General features: G+C 66.6%; 18 protein-coding genes. 9 read left to right on the forward strand and 9 right to left on the reverse strand.

All coding sequences use genetic code 11. The features are described 5' to 3' along the window. Positions 1-43: 43 nt before the first annotated feature. The 4 genes from KFB96_RS05835 to KFB96_RS26400 all read right to left on the reverse strand — a co-directional run bounded on the left by KFB96_RS05835 (position 44) and on the right by KFB96_RS26400 (position 1,827). Positions 44-523, reverse strand: coding sequence for a DUF3368 domain-containing protein (locus tag KFB96_RS05835; RefSeq protein WP_213465987.1), 480 nt, complete (start codon positions 521-523; stop codon positions 44-46). Further along, positions 508-846 (reverse strand): UPF0175 family protein, encoded by a 339-nt coding sequence (locus KFB96_RS05840; protein ID WP_213465985.1) that lies wholly within the window; start codon positions 844-846, stop codon positions 508-510. The genes KFB96_RS05835 and KFB96_RS05840 overlap by 16 nt, the downstream gene beginning before the upstream one ends. A 232-nt stretch (positions 847-1,078) precedes the next feature. Then, on the reverse strand, positions 1,079-1,393 hold the full coding sequence (locus tag KFB96_RS26395; protein ID WP_300971333.1) for a hypothetical protein: 315 nt from the start codon (positions 1,391-1,393) through the stop codon (positions 1,079-1,081). After that, positions 1,393-1,827 carry a glycosyltransferase family 2 protein gene (locus tag KFB96_RS26400; protein WP_300971334.1) on the reverse strand — a complete coding sequence of 145 codons (435 nt, stop codon included), beginning with the start codon at positions 1,825-1,827 and terminating at the stop codon, positions 1,393-1,395. Before KFB96_RS26400 ends, KFB96_RS26395 begins: the two co-directional genes overlap by 1 nt. A gap of 522 nt (positions 1,828-2,349) precedes the next feature. Here KFB96_RS26400 and KFB96_RS05850 point away from each other — a divergent pair. The 4 genes from KFB96_RS05850 to KFB96_RS05865 are packed head-to-tail and all read left to right on the forward strand — an operon-like array spanning position 2,350 to position 5,411. Beyond that, the gene (locus KFB96_RS05850; RefSeq protein ID WP_300971335.1) at positions 2,350-3,024 is read left to right on the forward strand and encodes a hypothetical protein; all 675 of its coding nucleotides are present in this window, start codon (positions 2,350-2,352) and stop codon (positions 3,022-3,024) included. Then, a complete protein-coding gene (locus tag KFB96_RS05855) occupies positions 3,017-4,375 on the forward strand; it encodes a DDE-type integrase/transposase/recombinase (RefSeq protein WP_213465912.1) in 1,359 nt (452 codons plus the stop codon). The genes KFB96_RS05850 and KFB96_RS05855 overlap by 8 nt, the downstream gene beginning before the upstream one ends. Beyond that, positions 4,375-5,175, forward strand: a complete 801-nt coding sequence (locus tag KFB96_RS05860) for an AAA family ATPase (RefSeq protein ID WP_213465867.1) — start codon at positions 4,375-4,377, stop codon at positions 5,173-5,175. The genes KFB96_RS05855 and KFB96_RS05860 overlap by 1 nt, the downstream gene beginning before the upstream one ends. Then, positions 5,172-5,411: a hypothetical protein gene (locus KFB96_RS05865; protein WP_213460147.1), complete on the forward strand. Its 240-nt coding sequence runs from the start codon at positions 5,172-5,174 to the stop codon at positions 5,409-5,411. The genes KFB96_RS05860 and KFB96_RS05865 overlap by 4 nt, the downstream gene beginning before the upstream one ends. Before the next feature lie 1,896 nt (positions 5,412-7,307). Here the strand turns inward: KFB96_RS05865 and KFB96_RS05870 are convergent. Further along, a complete protein-coding gene (locus tag KFB96_RS05870) occupies positions 7,308-8,216 on the reverse strand; it encodes a hypothetical protein (RefSeq protein WP_300971336.1) in 909 nt (302 codons plus the stop codon). An 822-nt stretch (positions 8,217-9,038) separates the two neighbouring features. On the opposite strand from KFB96_RS05870, the gene KFB96_RS05875 reads away from it, so the two are divergent. Further along, the gene (locus KFB96_RS05875) at positions 9,039-9,383 is read left to right on the forward strand and encodes an addiction module antidote protein (protein WP_213501795.1); all 345 of its coding nucleotides are present in this window, start codon (positions 9,039-9,041) and stop codon (positions 9,381-9,383) included. A 744-nt stretch (positions 9,384-10,127) separates the two neighbouring features. On the opposite strand, the gene KFB96_RS05880 is transcribed toward KFB96_RS05875, so the two are convergent. The 4 genes from KFB96_RS05880 to KFB96_RS05895 all read right to left on the reverse strand — a co-directional run bounded on the left by KFB96_RS05880 (position 10,128) and on the right by KFB96_RS05895 (position 15,261). Continuing rightward, positions 10,128-11,060: a hypothetical protein gene (locus KFB96_RS05880; protein ID WP_213501797.1), complete on the reverse strand. Its 933-nt coding sequence runs from the start codon at positions 11,058-11,060 to the stop codon at positions 10,128-10,130. A 509-nt stretch (positions 11,061-11,569) separates the two neighbouring features. Beyond that, positions 11,570-11,890: a hypothetical protein gene (locus tag KFB96_RS05885; protein ID WP_213501799.1), complete on the reverse strand. Its 321-nt coding sequence runs from the start codon at positions 11,888-11,890 to the stop codon at positions 11,570-11,572. Between the two features lie 628 nt (positions 11,891-12,518). Beyond that, complete coding sequence (locus tag KFB96_RS05890) at positions 12,519-13,451, reverse strand: hypothetical protein (protein ID WP_213501802.1); 933 nt, start codon at positions 13,449-13,451, stop codon at positions 12,519-12,521. A gap of 853 nt (positions 13,452-14,304) precedes the next feature. Continuing rightward, complete coding sequence (locus KFB96_RS05895; RefSeq protein WP_213501804.1) at positions 14,305-15,261, reverse strand: hypothetical protein; 957 nt, start codon at positions 15,259-15,261, stop codon at positions 14,305-14,307. Between the two features lie 1,217 nt (positions 15,262-16,478). Here KFB96_RS05895 and KFB96_RS26405 point away from each other — a divergent pair. From KFB96_RS26405 to KFB96_RS05915, 4 genes are read left to right on the forward strand one after another with little or no spacing between them, the layout of a single operon-like run. Then, positions 16,479-16,760: a hypothetical protein gene (locus KFB96_RS26405; RefSeq protein WP_300971337.1), complete on the forward strand. Its 282-nt coding sequence runs from the start codon at positions 16,479-16,481 to the stop codon at positions 16,758-16,760. Positions 16,761-16,807: 47 nt separating this feature from the next. After that, the gene (locus KFB96_RS05905; RefSeq protein WP_213465912.1) at positions 16,808-18,166 is read left to right on the forward strand and encodes a DDE-type integrase/transposase/recombinase; all 1,359 of its coding nucleotides are present in this window, start codon (positions 16,808-16,810) and stop codon (positions 18,164-18,166) included. Next, complete coding sequence (locus KFB96_RS05910; RefSeq protein WP_213465867.1) at positions 18,166-18,966, forward strand: AAA family ATPase; 801 nt, start codon at positions 18,166-18,168, stop codon at positions 18,964-18,966. Before KFB96_RS05905 ends, KFB96_RS05910 begins: the two co-directional genes overlap by 1 nt. Further along, positions 18,963-19,202 carry a hypothetical protein gene (locus tag KFB96_RS05915; protein WP_213460147.1) on the forward strand — a complete coding sequence of 80 codons (240 nt, stop codon included), beginning with the start codon at positions 18,963-18,965 and terminating at the stop codon, positions 19,200-19,202. The genes KFB96_RS05910 and KFB96_RS05915 overlap by 4 nt, the downstream gene beginning before the upstream one ends. The last annotated feature ends 295 nt before the right edge of the window (positions 19,203-19,497 follow it).

Consider the following 19,497-nt stretch of genomic DNA (forward strand, 5'->3'; position numbering starts at 1 on the left):
AAGCACGCACATACCAAATGTTCCGTGTGTCCCCGAACCGTGACTAACTGGATCGGATCTGCGCCAACAGGTCAATGGAGACTCGGTAGCCGACATCCGACATCTGCCGAATGCACCCTTCCGCGCTCGGGATCAGCCCTCTGCGTTCCGCCATATCGAGCAGCCGTACCGATCCGACGATGTTCAGCCCCTTGCGTAAGGCATAGCGCCTCGCCAATCGGTCATCCATGATCAACAATGAATTCTCGGGGTCCTCCAGAGCCAGTCGGATCGAATCGCTTTCACCGATCCCTAAGCTGGGGGTCAGGGGAACTGATTCCGTTCCATGCGCCTCGACGACCAGCCAGCCCTCCCGGAGAGCGGCTGCGATCCGTTGCGCGTCCACTCCCTCGGTCACCAAGCACTCGTTCCGTACCGAACCGGTGATCTGGATTTGCGAAAACAACGCCCGCAGGACGACAAGCCCGTCGATGCCGGCAAAGGCGATCAGTGGCCCCGCGTCGGCGATTACGACGCGAGCCATCGATCCAGGTCAGCGGCATCGTGCTCGGTGGTTTCGTCGCAGCGGACGACGTCGATACCCAGATCTCCCAGATACTGGAGAAACGCCTGCAGAACCATACCGCTCAGCCGGACCGCCCCGCCCAGAGAGAGTGTCCCGTCTTGGAACAGCGTCGCGGCCAAGGCCGGTCTCACCGACTGTTCCCCCTCGGCAATCGTCTTGTCGAGGTGCACGATCAGCGCGTTCGGCTCATCGCCTTTGAGTACCAGCACGGGCGACTCTTCCGCCTGGCGCAGCGCGAGGGATGGATTCTTCTTCAGGTTTCTGACATTCGTGGCGTGCATATTTCACCTACGGGGACCGCCTGTTCAGACTCTTACTGTAGTCTACGCCGTGTAGTCCACGATGTCGCCGAGGCGTCGCGATGCTGCGCCATCTTGACGCAGTGCCGACTCGCCTCGAACCTGCCTGGACGGCTAAGGGGCGATTTCGGATTCCAGTCCGCTGTTTCCCGGGGACGCTGTCGGGGCGAATTCATTTAGCGCCCCGATACGCCGGTCCATCCTTTCCCGGACATCACCCCCGCCGAAAAAACTGCGGCAGCTTGGACAGATTCTTCCACGCCAGCGCCCCCAGCCCGCCGACCCGGTTCGCCCGCAGCGCCCGATAATCCTCCCGAGACTTCTGCAGGATCTTCCCCGGGGAGCGGTTGCTCACCCCGCCCACGCGCATGCACACCAGCACCTCCGGCACATACGCCACCCGTCCCGACATCTGCGTGAGCATCCGCAGCATCAGATCGTAGTCCGCCGCGATGCGATAGCGGGTATCGAAGACACCGAAGCGCGCATAGAGCGAGTGACGCAGATACAGCGTCGGATGCGGCGGCATCAGCCCCGACGCAGCCGCGCCGGCCGAAACGCCCCGGAGCGCCAATAGCGGATCACCCGCCCGGTGTCTTCGCGCGCCACATACACCAGGTCGCCGTAGACCGCCTCCACCGCCGGATCCGCAAAGGCCCCGGCCACCCGCGCGAGCACGTCCGCATCGGCATAGACATCATCCGCATGCAGCAGACCCACCACCTCCCCGGTCGCCCGCGCGAGGCCCTTGTTCAACGCATCGTAGATCCCCCCGTCCGGCTCGCTCACCAGCACCGCAAGCCGGGCGCGATGGGGCTGCAGCGCATCCAGCGTCCCGTCCCGGCTCCCGCCGTCGATCAGGATGTGCTCGAGGTCCGGATAGGACTGCCCGGCGACCGAGGCCAAGCAGTCGCCGACCGTCTCGACGCAGTTCCAGGTGGCCGTGATGACCGAAATCTTCATAAGCGCAGACCAAACACCGAAGCCAACAACAAAAAACCGAGCCCAAGCCCGGTTCCGGTCAGTGACCTCACGCCCCGCGCCGGCAACCGGGTCAGACGCGCTCACTCCCACGCGTAGAGACTGCCAATGCACTCCCACCCATCCACACCGCGCCCTCAAAACCGGGTAGGGTAGCGGCGACTTCAGTCGCCCAGAGGTAGCGGCGACTTCAGTCGCCCATGGGTAGCGGCGACTTCAGTCGCCCGGAAACCAAGCCGCAGGAGCCAACGCCAGCACAAAGAACAATCCCAGCGGATACACCAACTGTTGTTTCCCATCCTGATCCGCAAACCACCGGCCATTTTTGCAGGGAATCTTCCACCGGTGATGTCGTTTTCCGGTGAGGTAATGCGGTAAGCGCGGAGCGCGGATGTCCCGCACGCTTCACCGGCGTGCACTCTCGCGGTCGCCCCGGCACAATCGCCTCACCCTCCTCCAAATGAGAAGGCCCGCCACGGGTGCAACCGTGCGGGCCGATGGCCGGTGCAACTACGCTTCGAGTGTCATCTCACCGGCGCGGACTACGTTATCCAGCAAGCCTGGTTGGATGCAAGTCTTCCGCGCTGTCCGCTGCATCCGCAAGGCGGGTGTCACTTCGCTCGGCACGGGACCTATGCGCGGGTCTCCCCGCCCGGCACGCGCGTGGCGCGCTGGTACTGTCCCGAGGGGCATCGCACCTTCAGTCTGCTCCCCGACTGTCTGGCGGCGCGCCTCTCGGGCACGCTCGCGGAGGTCGAGGCGGTGGTCAGTGCGGCCGAGCAGGCCCCGAGTCTGGAAGCGCTGTGCAAGCAGCACCGTCTGGACATCGAGCTACCCGGGGCGTTGCGCTGGGTGCGACGGCGCGTGCAGGACGTGCACAGCGCGTTGCATCGGATCAAGGGCATCCTGGGCGAGCCTTTCGCGCTGGTCGAGCCGACCCTCACGGCGTTTGCCGACCACCTGGAGGTGGAGCAGGTTTTGGTGGCGCTGCGCGGGATCGCCGCGGCGTGGTTGGACGCGCTGCCCAGCCGCTCGGATTCGCGCCCCGGCGCCACCCGGGCGGCGGTGCGCTCCCCCGCGTCCAACACCGTGCGGGGCCTGACCCGCCGGGATGCCAGGCGTAGGGTCTCCCGCGCAGGCAAACCGCCTGCGTCAGCCGCGGAGTGCGTCCATGAGTGACCCGCAAACCGATGTTCAGCACGACATCGCCCTGTTTCGCTACGGGGTGATCGCCGAGTTCGTGCCGTGGCCCAAAGAACGGAAGGGCCTGTATGAGGCGATCCAGGCGAAAGCCGAGCGTGAGCACACCATCCCCGGCAGCGCCCGCACCCGGGTGGCCGCCGAGACCATCCGCGATTGGCTCAAGGCCTATCGGCGCGGCGGCTTCGACGCACTCCTGCCCAAACCGCGCGCCGATCGCGGCCAGGCGCGCCGGCTGCCGCCCGGCGTGGTCGAGGCGCTGCTCGCCGCCAAGGAGGCCAACCCGCAGCTGTCGGTGCAGTTGGTGATCCGCGCGGTGCGCCAACGCCCCGAGGTCCCGCCCGACCTGCCGTTGCCGCCCTCGACCGTGCATCGGTTGCTTGCCCGTCACGGCCTGATGGACGCGGCCAAGACGGCGAGTCAGACGCAGGACCGGCGCCGGTTTGCTTTCGAGCAGGCCGGGGAGCTGTGGATGAGCGACGTCATGCACGGTCCGGCCGTGGTGGTCGGGGAGCGCGTCAAACGCAAGACCTACCTGATCGCCTTCATCGACGATGCGACCCGCGTGATCCCGTACGCGCGCTTTGCCCTCTCGGAGAACACCCGGACCTTTCTGCCGGTGCTCGCGCAGGCGATCCTGCGCCGTGGCTTGCCGCAGAAGCTCTATGTGGACAACGGCGCCAATTACCGCTCCAAGCAGCTCGCCCTGGTCTGCGCCAAGCTCGGCATCGCGTTGATCCACGCCCGACCCTATCAACCGCAAGGCAAGGGCAAGATCGAGCGCTGGTTCAAGACCGTGCGCGCCCAGCTGCTGACCCGCCTGACCGAGGCGGATCTGGCCAGCCTCGCGGCGCTCAATCGTCGCCTCGCCGGCTGGATCGAGGGCGAGTATCACCACACCCCGCATCGCGGCCTGGACGGTGCTACCCCGCTCGAGCAGTGGGCGCGCACCGGCGCGGGCGTGCGCTTTCCCGAACCCGGCCTGGATCTGGCCGATCTGTTCCTGCACGAGGCGGTGCGCAAGGTGCAGAAGGATCGCACGGTCAGCCTCCACGGGGTCGTCTACGAGGTCGACGCCGCCCTGGTCGGGGAGAACATTACCCTGCGCTACGATCCGGACGCACCGCCCGAACGGCCGATTCAGGTCTGCTTCGAGGGCCGGGAGCACGACCCGGCACGTCCGGTCCAGACGTATGCGAACTGCTTCGTCAAACGCGATCGCCCCTCGCGCACCTTGGCCGTGGACGGCCCGGCCCCCGAGCCCGCACCCTCGACGCTGCGCCTGCGCGCGCTGCCCGAGACGGATGCCGACACCCTGGAGGGGCGCTGATGTACCGCAAACACTTCGCCCTCACGGCCTTTCCCTTCGATCTGACTCCGCCGCCGGATGCGCTGTTTGCCGCCGCCAGCCTCACCGAGGCCGAGGCGCGCCTGAAACATCTGCTGGAGCTGCGTGCCATCGGCCTGATCACCGGCGAGGCCGGCTCGGGCAAGACGACGGTCTGCCGCAAGGTCGCCGCCGATCTGCATCCGGGACTCTATCGGGTGTTCTATATCCCGCTCTCCACCGGCAACGTGATGGACATGTACAAGACCATCGGTTGGGAGCTGGGACTCCCGGTGGAGCGCAACCGTGCGGCGGCCTTCCGCACCATCCGCACCGAGATCACCCGCTTGAGCCTGGAGGCCAAGCAACGCCCCGTCCTGATCGTCGACGAGGCCCATCATCTGCGCAACGAGGTGCTCGAGGATCTGCGCCTGCTCACCAACTACCAAATGGATTCGGAGAATCGCCTCTGTCTGCTGTTGGTCGGGCTCACGGAGCTGCGCCGCCGTCTGAGCATGGCGGTGCACGAGTCGCTCGCCCAGCGCATCGTGGTACGTCATCACGTGACCGGGCTGACCCGCGAGGAGTTGCCGGCCTATCTGACCCATCGTCTGCGCCTGGCCGGCTGCGAGCTGCCGCTGTTCGAACCGCCCGCCGTGGAGGCGTTGTTCCAGGCCACCCGCGGCATGCCCCGCAAGGTCAATCGTCTGGCCCACTACGCGCTGACCGGCGCCGCCCTGGAGCAGGCCCGTCAGGTCACCGCCGAGCACGTGCAGACTGCCCGCGAGGAGGTCGCCCCATGAGTCGGCTTCCCGAACCCTTCACCATCCTCCTGCCCGAGGACTGGACGCCCGAGCAGGCCTGGGCCGTCCAGGATTGTTTGGATGAACTGCTCGTGCAGATCCAGGCGCGCTACGGAGCGGCCGTGCAGCAGTGGCTCGACGGCGAGGACACCGATCCGGACCCGGACCCGCCGCCCGACGCCGTCACCCAACTGGACCTCTTCGGCACCGACTTCGACGATCCGTTGCCCTTCTGACCGACCCGCGCCCGGCGGGTCGCCACCCGCCGGGCACCCTCCCCACAGGCGCCCGACCCGGGCGCGTCGATCACCGCCGCGACGCACTCCACACGTCGCCTTCGCGCTCCTCGGGCTCCTCGCACTCCTCCACCTGCCGACACTGCACCACCGGGGTGATCAGTGCGGGAAAACCGCGAGCATTCCGCGCGAAATAATTCGGGAATTGGGCGGTGAAACTAAGTGAGCAACAACACCAACAAGGAAGCGGCCTTGATCAACTCGTACATGACTCAAACCATCCTTCGGTCGATGCACCGTTTCGAACAGGTACCGCAGTTCCTTTCCAAAGGCCTTGCTCGTAACTCCGGCCATCGTGGCACGTGGCGCGGAGCGCCAGGGGCATGCGTGACACCGCAGAGCGGGTGTCACGAGCGACTGATGTTTTGGGTGGCCGGTCGTACGAGCGAGGCCTTTCCAAACGACCCGTTCTGCACGTAATCCCGATTGATCTGCACCGAGTCCGGACACATGACCCTGCGGTTGGAGTCGGGATGCCTCCGCCCGGGAATCGCCTCAGGACGAGAAATGGCTCGTGCCGCTCATGTTTGCCCAGGTCGCCGCCATCGCCGCCTTGGTCAAGCTGCTCTAACCTCATGCCAGCCACCACGCTCTACGACGACGTGTCGCAGGACTTCAACGCTTGGTGTGCAACGTGAGACTGACCTCGGAGCCCGCGCTTGGCATGAAATGGCTGCGATGCTTGTGCCTCGACTTTGGCCATTTTGGCAGGCCCCCATGGAGCTAACCGACTGAGTTATCGTTGGGGCAGAAAATTAGAGGGGGTCGGGATGCACCCGCGCCTGATCGTAACCCCTCGCTAATTTTTTGGAGCGTCATAACGCATTGATCTTAAATAAGATGCTAGCCAGGAAAAATGGCCAAAGTCGAGTGTGCATGACCGATCCGATTCCGGGCAACCGACAAGCAATTGTCACATATCAAGACCCCGTGACCCCAATAACCGTCGCCGCGTCGCAGCAACCGGCAATAGCGGTGTGTAATCCCTTGGGCGGTCCCAGTCGGGGTCAGGATATTGCAGTTCCCCGAGGCGCGCACGGCCGCGCGTCCGAGGTGGAATTTGGTCCGCCCGCCTGAGCCGGTGTCGACGGGCTCGACGCGCGATACAGGGGTACGTTCCCTGTTTCCCCTTTTCCTGCCCCGGATTGTAGCGCGAAAGCCAGCGAGCCCCATCGGTCGCCGATCACGATGACCGTGGTACGTCCCCGGTTGCCCGCATGCCCGGGTAGGGGTAGCGGCGACTTCAGTCGCCCGGAAACCAAGCCGCAGGAGCGAGAGGGCGACTGAAGTCGCCCCTACACTTGTCCCGCAACCGCGCCCCGTTGGCGCGCCCGGCACGGCGGGGCGTCGGCGCCGACATCGGATCGGGGATGCGCCGGCCCCAAGCAGATCGCTCGGAAGCAGGCGAGGCCGATCGGTCGCCGATCGCGTTTACCGTGGTACGTCCCCGGTTTCCCGCAAGACCGGGTAGGTGTAGCGGCGACTTCAGTCGCCCCTACCTCTGGGCGACTTCAGTCGCCCCTACCTCTGGGCGACTTCAGTCGCCCCTACCCATGGGCGACTAAAGTCGCCGCTACACTTGTCCCGCAACCGCGCCCCGTTGGCGCGCCAGGCACGGCGGGGCGTCGGCGCCGACATCGGATCGGGGATGCGCCGGCCCCAAGCAGATCGCTCGGAAGCAAGCGAGGCCGATTCGTCGCCGATCGCGATGACCGTGGTACGTCCCCGGTTTCCCGTTGCTCCGAGGGACGGGACGCAGAGCGTGGGAGCGAGTCCCGGTGGCTGGCCGCGCGGGCAACCGCGTGGACATCGCCGAGTCCGAGGCTGGTCAGCGGCTCACTGAAAGAGCGCATCCGGGGTCTCGGCTGTAAGGATGCGTTCGGACCAGAGACGCAAGGTGTCGCTGTCGGCGGATTCGACGCGCTCGCGCAGGGCATTGGCGGAGGTCTCGCCGAATTTCTTTTCGATCAGCCAGAGCAGGAGGTCGGCCTCGCCCTTCTGATAGCCAATGCGTTGGCCTTTCTCGATCCCGGCACGCTCGACGGTGGTGACGTACGGCATCTGTTTGCTCTCCTCGTAGGTGAAGATCTCTTGGCGGAAGGCGGTTTCCAGTGTGCCGGGCAATTGGATCATCCAGTCGATGACGCGGAACAGCTCCAGGATGTCCTTGCGCGCGTAACCGCGATCATACATCAGGCGAATGAGTCGAAACTTCCAGGCCTTGCGGGTTTCGGGATCCTTGGTGGCCTTGGCGCGGATCTGGGCCATGACGACCAGGGCGAAGGGGTTCTCGCTGACCTCGAGCGCGGACCAGCGCTCGGGGGTGTCCCAGTCGATAAGCTTGACCATCGGGAAGCGAAAGTCGACCGAACAACCCCAGAGGTCGTCGTGATGGTGCTCGGGACGAAAGCGCGGATCGGTGTCGGCGAGCACGGCGAGGCTGGCGACGGGCACGCCGTGGGCGTCGCGGATCTTGTGGTTGTAGACGAACATGCGCTCGGCGAAGGCCGTCTCGGGCTCGCCCTGCACCTCGACATGGACCAACACCCGGGTGGGCTGGCCGTCGAGCCTGTGCAGACCGACGAGCTTGTCGGCGTAGCGGCGACCGATGTCGGCGTCGCGAACGATCTGCTGGAACTCCTTGTCGAGGAATCGGTAGCCGAGGGACCAGTCGATGCCGGCATGGATGCGTGGAAGAGCAGCGCGAGGAACTCCGGGAAATAGCCCTCCAGCGCCTCCTTCCAAGGGCTGTCGTGGTCGCTGCGCGGGGTGGACTCGGCGGTGTCGGTCATGCGGGGCTCCGGTGACGGGCGATGGTCGGAGTTTAGTCCCCCGCAGGGTTCGATGAACACGCGACGCGTCGTCCCGGGGCGCTCGAGTGGATTTCGGTTGATGTAGGGTCCGCTGTGCGGACCGATGGCCGGTGCGGACCCGTACTCGCGGGCTCGGAAGCAGGCGAGGCCGATTCATCGCCGATCGCGATGACCGTGGTACGTCCCCGATTTCCCCCAAGACCGGGTAGGTGGGCGACTTCAGTCGCCCAGAGGTAGCGGCGACTTCAGTCGCCCGGAAACCAAGCCGCAGGAGCGAGAGGGCGACTAAAGTCGCCGCTACACTTGTCCCGCAACCGCGCCCCGTTGGCGCGCCGGGCACGGCGGGGCGTCGGCGCCGACATCGGATCGGGGATGCGCCGGCCCCAAGCAGATCGCTCGGAAGCAGGCGAGGCCGATCGGTCGCCGATCGCGTTTACCGTGGTACGTCCCCGGTTTCCCGCTCCGCGTCGGACCCCGCAGGAGGGGAAACCGGACCCGATCCACACGCCCACGCAACCAGCGGGCGTCGGACGCGGAGCGTCCACGAGACACTCCCACGCAGAGCGTGGGAGCGAGCTACCGGCGCTGTCGTCGGACTCACTATTCGTCCTCGATCGAATACAATGCAGCCATGTACTCCATCAAGCGGGGCACACGCCTGATCGTCATGCTCGGCGGTGGCGACAAGAACAGCCAGGCTGCCGATATCGTGGCGGCGAAAACCTTGGTGACCAACTTAGGGGAGTGAGATCCGATGACCAAGACGATCAAAGTAGCCGATCTGCCGGACTTCGACATGGCCCAGTACCTCGGCACCGATGAGGATGTCGCGGAGTATCTGCGTCAGGTGCTCGAAGACGGCGAGCCGGGAGAGCTTGCCGCGGCGCTCGGGCACATCGCCAAAGCCCGCGGCATGACGGAAATCGCCAAAGCCTCCGGCATCAAGCGCGAAGCCCTCTACAAGGCCCTGCGCCCGAATGCTCAGCCGCGGCTGGACACCGTCCAGCGGGTCTGCAGAGCACTCGGGGTCACGCTCACGGCGAAGGTCATTGATCCACGCGAGGCTGTACCTTCCCGTTGCGAGGGATCGCGACCCTAAACCCGACCCGGTCGATCCGACCGCCACCGCCGGAGTCACGAGCGCGCTCCCGCATATCGCCATAGTCACCGGAGGTGCGTGCCGGGCATGGGCCAAGACTTGCGACCTGAGAACGAGGTCGCCGGAGAGGGTTTCGTCGCCGATCGCGATGACCGTGGTACCTCCCCGGTTTCCCGCATGCCCGGGTAGGGGTAGCGGCGACTTCAGTCGCCCGGAAACCAAGCCGCAGGAGCGAGAGGGCGACTAAAGTCGCCGCTACACTTGTCCCGCAACCGCGCCCCGTTGGCGCGCCAGGCACGGCGTGGCGTCGGCGCCGACATCGGATCGGGGATGCGCCGGCCCCAAGCAGATCGCTCGGAAGCAGGCGAGGTCGATTCGTCGCCGATCGCGATGACCGTGGTACGTCCCCGGTTTCCCGCAAGACCGGGTAGGTGTAGCGGCGACTTCAGTCGCCCCTACCCATGGGCGACTGAAGTCGCCGCTACACTTGTCCCGCAACCGCTCCCCGTTGGCGCACCCGGCGCGACGGGGCGTCGGCGCCGACATCGGATCGGGGATGCGCCGGCCCCAAGCAGATCGCTCGGAAGCAGGCGAGGTCGATTCGTCGCCGATCGCGATGACCGTGGTACGTCCCCGGTTTCCCGTTGCTCCGAGGGACGGGACGCAGAGCGTGGGAGCGAGTCCCGGTGGCTGGCCGCGCGGGCAACCGCGTGGACATCGCCGAGTCCGAGGCTGGTCAGCGGCTCACTGAAAGAGCGCATCCGGGGTCTCGGCTGTAAGGATGCGTTCGGACCAGAGACGCAAGGTGTCGCTGTCGGCGGATTCGACACGCTCGCGCAGGGCATTGGCGGAGGTCTCGCCGAACTTCTTTTCGATCAGCCAGAGCAGGAGGTCGGCCTCGCCTCTGTGGTAACCGGCACGCTCGACGGTGGTGACGTACGGCATCTGTTTGCTCTCCTCGTAGGTGAAGATCTCTTGGCGGAAGGCGGTTTCCAGTGTGCCGGGCAATTGGATCATCCAGTCGATGACGCGGAACAGCTCCAGGATGTCCTTGCGCGCGTAACCGCGATCATACATCAGGCGAATGAGTCGAAACTTCCAGGCCTTGCGGGTTTCGGCATCCTTGGTGGCCTTGGCGCGGATCTGGGCCATGACGACCAGGGCGAAGGGGTTGTCGCTGGCCTCCAGCGCGGGCCAGCGTTCGGGGGTGTCCCAGTCGATGAGCTTGACCATCGGGAAGCGGAAGTCGACCGCACAGCCCCAGAGGTCGTCGTGATAGTGCTCGGGGCGGAAGCGCGGATCGGTGTCGGCGAGTACGGCGAGGCTGGCGACGGGCACGCCGTGGGCGTCGCGGATCTTGTGGTTGTAGACGAACATGCGCTCGGCGAAAGCCGTTTCGGGCTCACCCTGCACCTCCACGTGCACCAGCACCCAGGCCGGCTGACCGTCGAGTCGGTGCAGACCGACGAGCTTGTCGGCGTAGCGGCGACCGATGTCGGCGTCGCGGACGATCTGCTGGAACTCCTTGTCGAGGAACCGGTGGCCGCGTGACCAGTCGATGCCGGCATGGATGCGCGGAAAGAGCAGCGCGAGGAACTCCGGGAAGTAGCCCTCCAGCGCCTCCTTCCAAGGGCTGTCGTGGTCGCTGCGGGGCGTGGACTCGGCGGTGTCGGTCATGCGGGGCTCCTTCTGACAGGCGATGGTCGGAGTTTAGTCCCCTGCAGGGTTCGATGAACACGCGACGCGTCGTCCCGGTGCGCTCGAGTGGATTTCGGTTGATGTAGGGTCCGCTGTGCGGACCGATGGCCGATACGGACCCGTACTCGCGGGCTCGGAAGCAGGCGAGGCCGATTCATCGCCGATCGCGATGACCGTGGTACGTCCCCGATTTCCCCCAAGACCGGGTAGGTGGGGCGACTTCAGTCGCCCAGAGGTAGCGGCGACTTCAGTCGCCCGGAAACCAAGCCGCAGGAGCGAGAGGGCGACTGAAGTCGCCCCTACACTTGTCCCGCAACCGCGCCCCGTTGGCGCGCCGGGCACGGCGGGGCGTCGGCGCCGACATCGGATCGGGGATGCGCCGGCCCCAAGCAGATCGCTCGGAAGCAGGCGAGGCCGATCGGTCGCCGATCGCGTTTACCGTGGTACGTCCCCGGTTTCCCGCGGGGTCGGCGACCCTCACCCGAACCTCATGCTTGGCTTTGCGTAATAAGGCATGGTCTGTGGTCAAAAACCAGGTCGATGCCATCCGAGACCGTGGTCGTCACCTCCACGACAATGGCCCGAGCGCGAAACCCCGCCGCGAAATCGTCCCGTTGCCGTGGCGGCACATCGCGATCGAACGTCGGCCGACTCAGCACGGTCACACGCTCGGCGAGTGTCTCCCGGCTGACGCACACGTCAAAATTGAGCAGGGCCTTCTCCAAGGCCAAGGCCGGGACGGAATCCGGGCGAATCGCGGCGCTCACCGGAACGCCCGTGCCCGGGACGATCCGCCTAGCGAAGCTCATGGACGAGTCGATCGATGTCCTCGTCGGTCAGGGCCGCTGCCTCGGATGAGGCGGCGGTGGCTCGCCGATAGCTTGCCCCGACGCTCCGCGTCGAACCCCGCAGGCAGGGAAACCGGACCCGATCGAGACGCCCACGCCTTCATCAAGCCTCGGACGCGGAGCGTCCACACCACACTCCCACGCAGAGCGTGGGAGCGAGCTAAGACCGCCCAGGGGTAGGGGCGACTTCAGTCGCCCATGGGTAGCGGCGACTTCAGTCGCCCGGAAACCAAGCCGCAGGAGCGAGGGGGCGACTAAAGTCGCCCCTACACGCCCCTACACGCCCCTAAACGTCTCTATGAGGTTCCCCCGGAATTGACGTCGACGGAACCTTGTCCCGCAACCGCTCCCCGTTGGCGCACCAGGCACGGCGGGGCGTCGGCGCCGACATCGGATCGGGGATGCGCCGGCCCCAAGCAGATCGCTCGGAAGCAGGCGAGGTCGATTCGTCGCCGATCGCGATGACCGTGGTACGTCCCCGGTTTCCCGTTGCTCCGAGGGACGGGACGCAGAGCGTGGGAGCGAGTCCCGGTGGCTGGCCGCGCGGGCAACCGCGTGGACATCGCCGAGTCCGAGGCTGGTCAGCGGCTCAATGAAAGAGCGCATCCGGGGTGTCGGCGGTGAGGATGCGTTCGGACCAAAGACGCAAGGTGTCGCTGTCGGCGGACGCGACGCGCTCGCGCAAGGCATTGGCAGAGGTCTCGCCGAACTTCTTTTCGATCTGCCAGAGCAGGAGGTCGGCCTCGCCTCTGTGGTAACCGGCACGCTCGACGGTGGTGACGTACGGCATCTGTTTGCTCTCCTCGTAGGTGAAGATCTCTTGGCGGAAGGTGGTTTCCAGTGTCCCGGGTAATTGGATCATCCAGTCGATGACGCGGAACAGCTCCAGGATGTCCTTGCGTGCGTAGCCGCGATCATACATCAGGCGGATGAGTCGAAACTTCCAGGCCTTGCGGGTTTCGGGATCCTTGGTGGCCTTGGCGCGGATCTGGGCCATGACGACCAGGGCAAACGGGTTGTCGCTGGCCTCCAGCGCGGGCCAGGCTTCGGGGGTGTCCCAGTCGATGAGCTTGACCATCGGGAAGCGGAAGTCGACCGCACAGCCCCAGAGGTCGTCGTGATAGTGCTCGGGGCGGAAGCGCGGATCGGTGTCGGCGAGTACGGCGAGGCTGGCGACGGGCACGCCGTGGGCGTCGCGGATCTTGTGGTTGTAGACGAACATGCGCTCGGCGAAAGCCGTTTCGGGCTCGCCCTGCACCTCCACGTGCACCAGCACCCAGGCCGGCTGGCCGTCGAGTCGGTGCAGACCGACGAGCTTGTCGGCGTAGCGGCGACCGATGTCGGCGTCGCGGACGATCTGCTGGAACTCCTTGTCGAGGAACCGGTGGCCGCGTGACCAGTCGATGCCGGCGTGGATGCGTGGAAAGAGCAGCGCGAGGAACTCCGGGAAGTAGCCCTCCAGCGCCTCCTTCCAAGGGCTGTCGTGGTCGCTGCGGGGCGTGGACTCGGCGGTGTCGGTCATGCGGGGCTCCTTCTGACAGGCGATGGTCGGAGTTTAGTCCCCTGCAGGGTTCGATGAACACGCGACGCGTCGTCCCGGTGCGCTCGAGTGGATTTCGGTTGATGTAGGGTCCGCTGTGCGGACCGATGGCCGATACGGACCCGTACTCGCGGGCTCGGAAGCAGGCGAGGCCGATTCATCGCCGATCGCGATGACCGTGGTACGTCCCCGATTTCCCCAAGACCGGGTAGGTGTAGGGGCGACTTCAGTCGCCCAGAGGTAGCGGCGACTTCAGTCGCCCGGAAACCAAGCCGCAGGAGCGAGGGGGCGACTGAAGTCGCCCCTACACTTGTCCCGCAACCGCGCCCCGTTGGCGCACCAGGCACGGCGGGGCGTCGGCGCCGACATCGGATCGGGGATGCGCCGGCCCCAAGCAGATCGCTCGGAAGCAGGCGAGGTCGATTCGTCGCCGATCGCGATGACCGTGGTACGTCCCCGATTCTCCCCAAGACCGGGTAGGTGTAGGGGCGACTTCAGTCGCCCATGGGTAGGGGCGACTTCAGTCGCCCGGAAACCAAGCCGCAGGAGCGAGAGGGCGACTGAAGTCGCCCCTACACTTGTCCCGCAACCGCGCCCCGTTGGCGCGCCGGGCACGGCGGGGCGTCGGCGCCGACATCGGATCGGGGATGCGCCGGCCCCAAGCAGATCGCTCGGAAGCAGGCGAGGTCGATTCGTCGCCGATCGCGATGACCGTGGTACGTCCCCGGTTTCCCGTTGCTCCGAGGGACGGGACGCAGAGCGTGGGAGCGAGTCCCGGTGGCTGACCGCGCGGGCAACCGCGTGGACATCGCCGAGTCCGAGGCTGGTCAGCGGCTCACTGAAAGAGCGCATCCGGGGTGTCGGCGGTGAGGATGCGTTCGGACCAAAGACGCAAGGTGTCGCTGTCGGCGGACGCGACACGCTCGCGCAGGGCATTGGCAGAGGTCTCGCCGAACTTCTTTTCGATCTGCCAGAGCAGGAGGTCGGCCTCGCCCTTCTGGTAGCCAATGCGTTGGCCTTTCTCAATCCCTGCGCGCTCGACGGTGGTGACGTACGGCATCTGTTTGCTCTCCTCGTAGGTGAAGATCTCTTGGCGGAAGGCCGTTTCCAGGGTCCCGGGCAATTGGATCATCCAGTCGATGACGCGGAACAGCTCCAGGATGTCCTTGCGCGCGTAACCGCGATCATACATCAGGCGGATGAGTCGAAACTTCCAGGCCTTGCGGGTTTCGGGATCCTTGGTGGCCTTGGCGCGGATCTGGGCCATGACGACCAGGGCGAAGGGGTTGTCGCTGGCCTCCAGCGCGGGCCAGGCTTCGGGGGTGTCCCAGTCGATGAGCTTGACCATCGGGAAGCGGAAGTCGACCGCACAGCCCCAGAGGTCGTCGTGATAGTGCTCGGGGCGGAAGCGCGGATCGGTGTCGGCGAGTACGGCGAGGCTGGCGACGGGCACGCCGTGGGCGTCGCGGATCTTGTGGTTGTAGACGAACATGCGCTCGGCGAAAGCCGTTTCGGGCTCACCCTGCACCTCCACGTGCACCAGCACCCAGGCCGGCTGACCGTCGAGTCGGTGCAGACCGACGAGCTTGTCGGCGTAGCGGCGACCGATGTCGGCGTCGCGGACGATCTGCTGGAACTCCTTGTCGAGGAACCGGTGGCCGCGTGACCAGTCGATGCCGGCATGGATGCGCGGAAAGAGCAGCGCGAGGAACTCCGGGAAGTAGCCCTCCAGCGCCTCCTTCCAAGGGCTGTCGTGGTCGCTGCGGGGCGTGGACTCGGCGGTGTCGGTCATGCGGGGCTCCTTCTGACAGGCGATGGTCGGAGTTTAGTCCCCTGCAGGGTTCGATGAACACGCGACGCGTCGTCCCGGTGCGCTCGAGTGGATTTCGGTTGATGTAGGGTCCGCTGTGCGGACCGATGGCCGATACGGACCCGTACTCGCGGGCTCGGAAGCAGGCGAGGCCGATTCATCGCCGATCGCGATGACCGTGGTACGTCCCCGATTTCCCCAAGACCGGGTAGGTGTAGGGGCGACTTCAGTCGCCCAGAGGTAGCGGCGACTTCAGTCGCCCGGAAACCAAGCCGCAGGAGCGAGGGGGCGACTGAAGTCGCCCCTACACTTGTCCCGCAACCGCGCCCCGTTGGCGCGCCAGGCACGGCGGGGCGTCGGCGCCGACATCGGATCGGGGATGCGCCGGCCCCAAGCAGATCGCTCGGAAGCAGGCGAGGCCGATTCGTCGCCGATCGCGATGACCGTGGTACGTCCCCGATTTCCCCCAAGACCGGGTAGGTGTGGGGCGACTTCAGTCGCCCCTACCCATGGGCGACTAAAGTCGCCGCTACACTTGTCCCGCAACCGCGCCCCGTTAGCGCGCCAGGCACGGCGGGGCGTCGGCGCCGACATCGGATCGGGGATGCGCCGGCCCCAAGCAGATCGCTCGGAAGCAGGCGAGGTTGTTGTTTCCCATCCTGATCCGCAAACCACCGGCCATTTTTGCAGGGAATCTTCCACCGGTGATGTCGTTTTCCGGTGAGGTAATGCGGTAAGCGCGGAGCGCGGATGTCCCGCACGCTTCACCGGCGTGCACTCGCGGTCGCCCCGGCACAATCGCCTCACCCTCCTCCAAATGAGAAGGCCCGCCACGGGTGCAACCGTGCGGGCCGATGGCCGGTGCAACTACGCTTCGAGTGTCATCTCACCGGCGCGGACTACGTTATCCAGCAAGCCTGGTTGGATGCAAGTCTTCCGCGCTGTCCGCTGCATCCGCAAGGCGGGTGTCACTTCGCTCGGCACGGGACCTATGCGCGGGTCTCCCCGCCCGGCACGCGCGTGGCGCGCTGGTACTGTCCCGAGGGGCATCGCACCTTCAGTCTGCTCCCCGACTGTCTGGCGGCGCGCCTCTCGGGCACGCTCGCGGAGGTCGAGGCGGTGGTCAGTGCGGCCGAGCAGGCCCCGAGTCTGGAAGCGCTGTGCAAGCAGCACCGTCTGGACATCGAGCTACCCGGGCGTTGCGCTGGGTGCGACGGCGCGTGCAGGACGTGCACAGCGCGTTGCATCGGATCAAGGGCATCCTGGGCGAGCCTTTCGCGCTGGTCGAGCCGACCCTCACGGCGTTTGCCGACCACCTGGAGGTGGAGCAGGTTTTGGTGGCGCTGCGCGGGATCGCCGCGGCGTGGTTGGACGCGCTGCCCAAGCCGCTCGGATTCGCGCCCCGGCGCCACCCGGGCGGCGGTGCGCTCCCCCGCGTCCAACACCGTGCGGGGCCTGACCCGCCGGGATGCCAGGCGTAGGGTCTCCCGCGCAGGCAAACCGCCTGCGTCAGCCGCGGAGTGCGTCCATGAGTGACCCGCAAACCGATGTTCAGCACGACATCGCCCTGTTTCGCTACGGGGTGATCGCCGAGTTCGTGCCGTGGCCCAAAGAACGGAAGGGCCTGTATGAGGCGATCCAGGCGAAAGCCGAGCGTGAGCACACCATCCCCGGCAGCGCCCGCACCCGGGTGGCCGCCGAGACCATCCGCGATTGGCTCAAGGCCTATCGGCGCGGCGGCTTCGACGCACTCCTGCCCAAACCGCGCGCCGATCGCGGCCAGGCGCGCCGGCTGCCGCCCGGCGTGGTCGAGGCGCTGCTCGCCGCCAAGGAGGCCAACCCGCAGCTGTCGGTGCAGTTGGTGATCCGCGCGGTGCGCCAACGCCCCGAGGTCCCGCCCGACCTGCCGTTGCCGCCCTCGACCGTGCATCGGTTGCTTGCCCGTCACGGCCTGATGGACGCGGCCAAGACGGCGAGTCAGACGCAGGACCGGCGCCGGTTTGCTTTCGAGCAGGCCGGGGAGCTGTGGATGAGCGACGTCATGCACGGTCCGGCCGTGGTGGTCGGGGAGCGCGTCAAACGCAAGACCTACCTGATCGCCTTCATCGACGATGCGACCCGCGTGATCCCGTACGCGCGCTTTGCCCTCTCGGAGAACACCCGGACCTTTCTGCCGGTGCTCGCGCAGGCGATCCTGCGCCGTGGCTTGCCGCAGAAGCTCTATGTGGACAACGGCGCCAATTACCGCTCCAAGCAGCTCGCCCTGGTCTGCGCCAAGCTCGGCATCGCGTTGATCCACGCCCGACCCTATCAACCGCAAGGCAAGGGCAAGATCGAGCGCTGGTTCAAGACCGTGCGCGCCCAGCTGCTGACCCGCCTGACCGAGGCGGATCTGGCCAGCCTCGCGGCGCTCAATCGTCGCCTCGCCGGCTGGATCGAGGGCGAGTATCACCACACCCCGCATCGCGGCCTGGACGGTGCTACCCCGCTCGAGCAGTGGGCGCGCACCGGCGCGGGCGTGCGCTTTCCCGAACCCGGCCTGGATCTGGCCGATCTGTTCCTGCACGAGGCGGTGCGCAAGGTGCAGAAGGATCGCACGGTCAGCCTCCACGGGGTCGTCTACGAGGTCGACGCCGCCCTGGTCGGGGAGAACATTACCCTGCGCTACGATCCGGACGCACCGCCCGAACGGCCGATTCAGGTCTGCTTCGAGGGCCGGGAGCACGACCCGGCACGTCCGGTCCAGACGTATGCGAACTGCTTCGTCAAACGCGATCGCCCCTCGCGCACCTTGGCCGTGGACGGCCCGGCCCCCGAGCCCGCACCCTCGACGCTGCGCCTGCGCGCGCTGCCCGAGACGGATGCCGACACCCTGGAGGGGCGCTGATGTACCGCAAACACTTCGCCCTCACGGCCTTTCCCTTCGATCTGACTCCGCCGCCGGATGCGCTGTTTGCCGCCGCCAGCCTCACCGAGGCCGAGGCGCGCCTGAAACATCTGCTGGAGCTGCGTGCCATCGGCCTGATCACCGGCGAGGCCGGCTCGGGCAAGACGACGGTCTGCCGCAAGGTCGCCGCCGATCTGCATCCGGGACTCTATCGGGTGTTCTATATCCCGCTCTCCACCGGCAACGTGATGGACATGTACAAGACCATCGGTTGGGAGCTGGGACTCCCGGTGGAGCGCAACCGTGCGGCGGCCTTCCGCACCATCCGCACCGAGATCACCCGCTTGAGCCTGGAGGCCAAGCAACGCCCCGTCCTGATCGTCGACGAGGCCCATCATCTGCGCAACGAGGTGCTCGAGGATCTGCGCCTGCTCACCAACTACCAAATGGATTCGGAGAATCGCCTCTGTCTGCTGTTGGTCGGGCTCACGGAGCTGCGCCGCCGTCTGAGCATGGCGGTGCACGAGTCGCTCGCCCAGCGCATCGTGGTACGTCATCACGTGACCGGGCTGACCCGCGAGGAGTTGCCGGCCTATCTGACCCATCGTCTGCGCCTGGCCGGCTGCGAGCTGCCGCTGTTCGAACCGCCCGCCGTGGAGGCGTTGTTCCAGGCCACCCGCGGCATGCCCCGCAAGGTCAATCGTCTGGCCCACTACGCGCTGACCGGCGCCGCCCTGGAGCAGGCCCGTCAGGTCACCGCCGAGCACGTGCAGACTGCCCGCGAGGAGGTCGCCCCATGAGTCGGCTTCCCGAACCCTTCACCATCCTCCTGCCCGAGGACTGGACGCCCGAGCAGGCCTGGGCCGTCCAGGATTGTTTGGATGAACTGCTCGTGCAGATCCAGGCGCGCTACGGAGCGGCCGTGCAGCAGTGGCTCGACGGCGAGGACACCGATCCGGACCCGGACCCGCCGCCCGACGCCGTCACCCAACTGGACCTCTTCGGCACCGACTTCGACGATCCGTTGCCCTTCTGACCGACCCGCGCCCGGCGGGTCGCCACCCGCCGGGCACCCTCCCCACAGGCGCCCGACCCGGGCGCGTCGATCACCGCCGCGACGCACTCCACACGTCGCCTTCGCGCTCCTCGGGCTCCTCGCACTCCTCCACCTGCCGACACTGCACCACCGGGGTGATCAGTGCGGGAAAACCGCGAGCATTCCGCGCGAAATAATTCGGGAATTGGGCGGTGAAACTAAGTGAGCAACAACAGAGGTCGATTCGTCGCCGATCGCGATGACCGTGGTACGTCCCCGGTTTCCCGCCGCCATC

The sequence above is a fragment of the Thiocapsa sp. genome, assembly GCF_018399035.1.
GTDB lineage: Bacteria > Pseudomonadota > Gammaproteobacteria > Chromatiales > Chromatiaceae > Thiocapsa.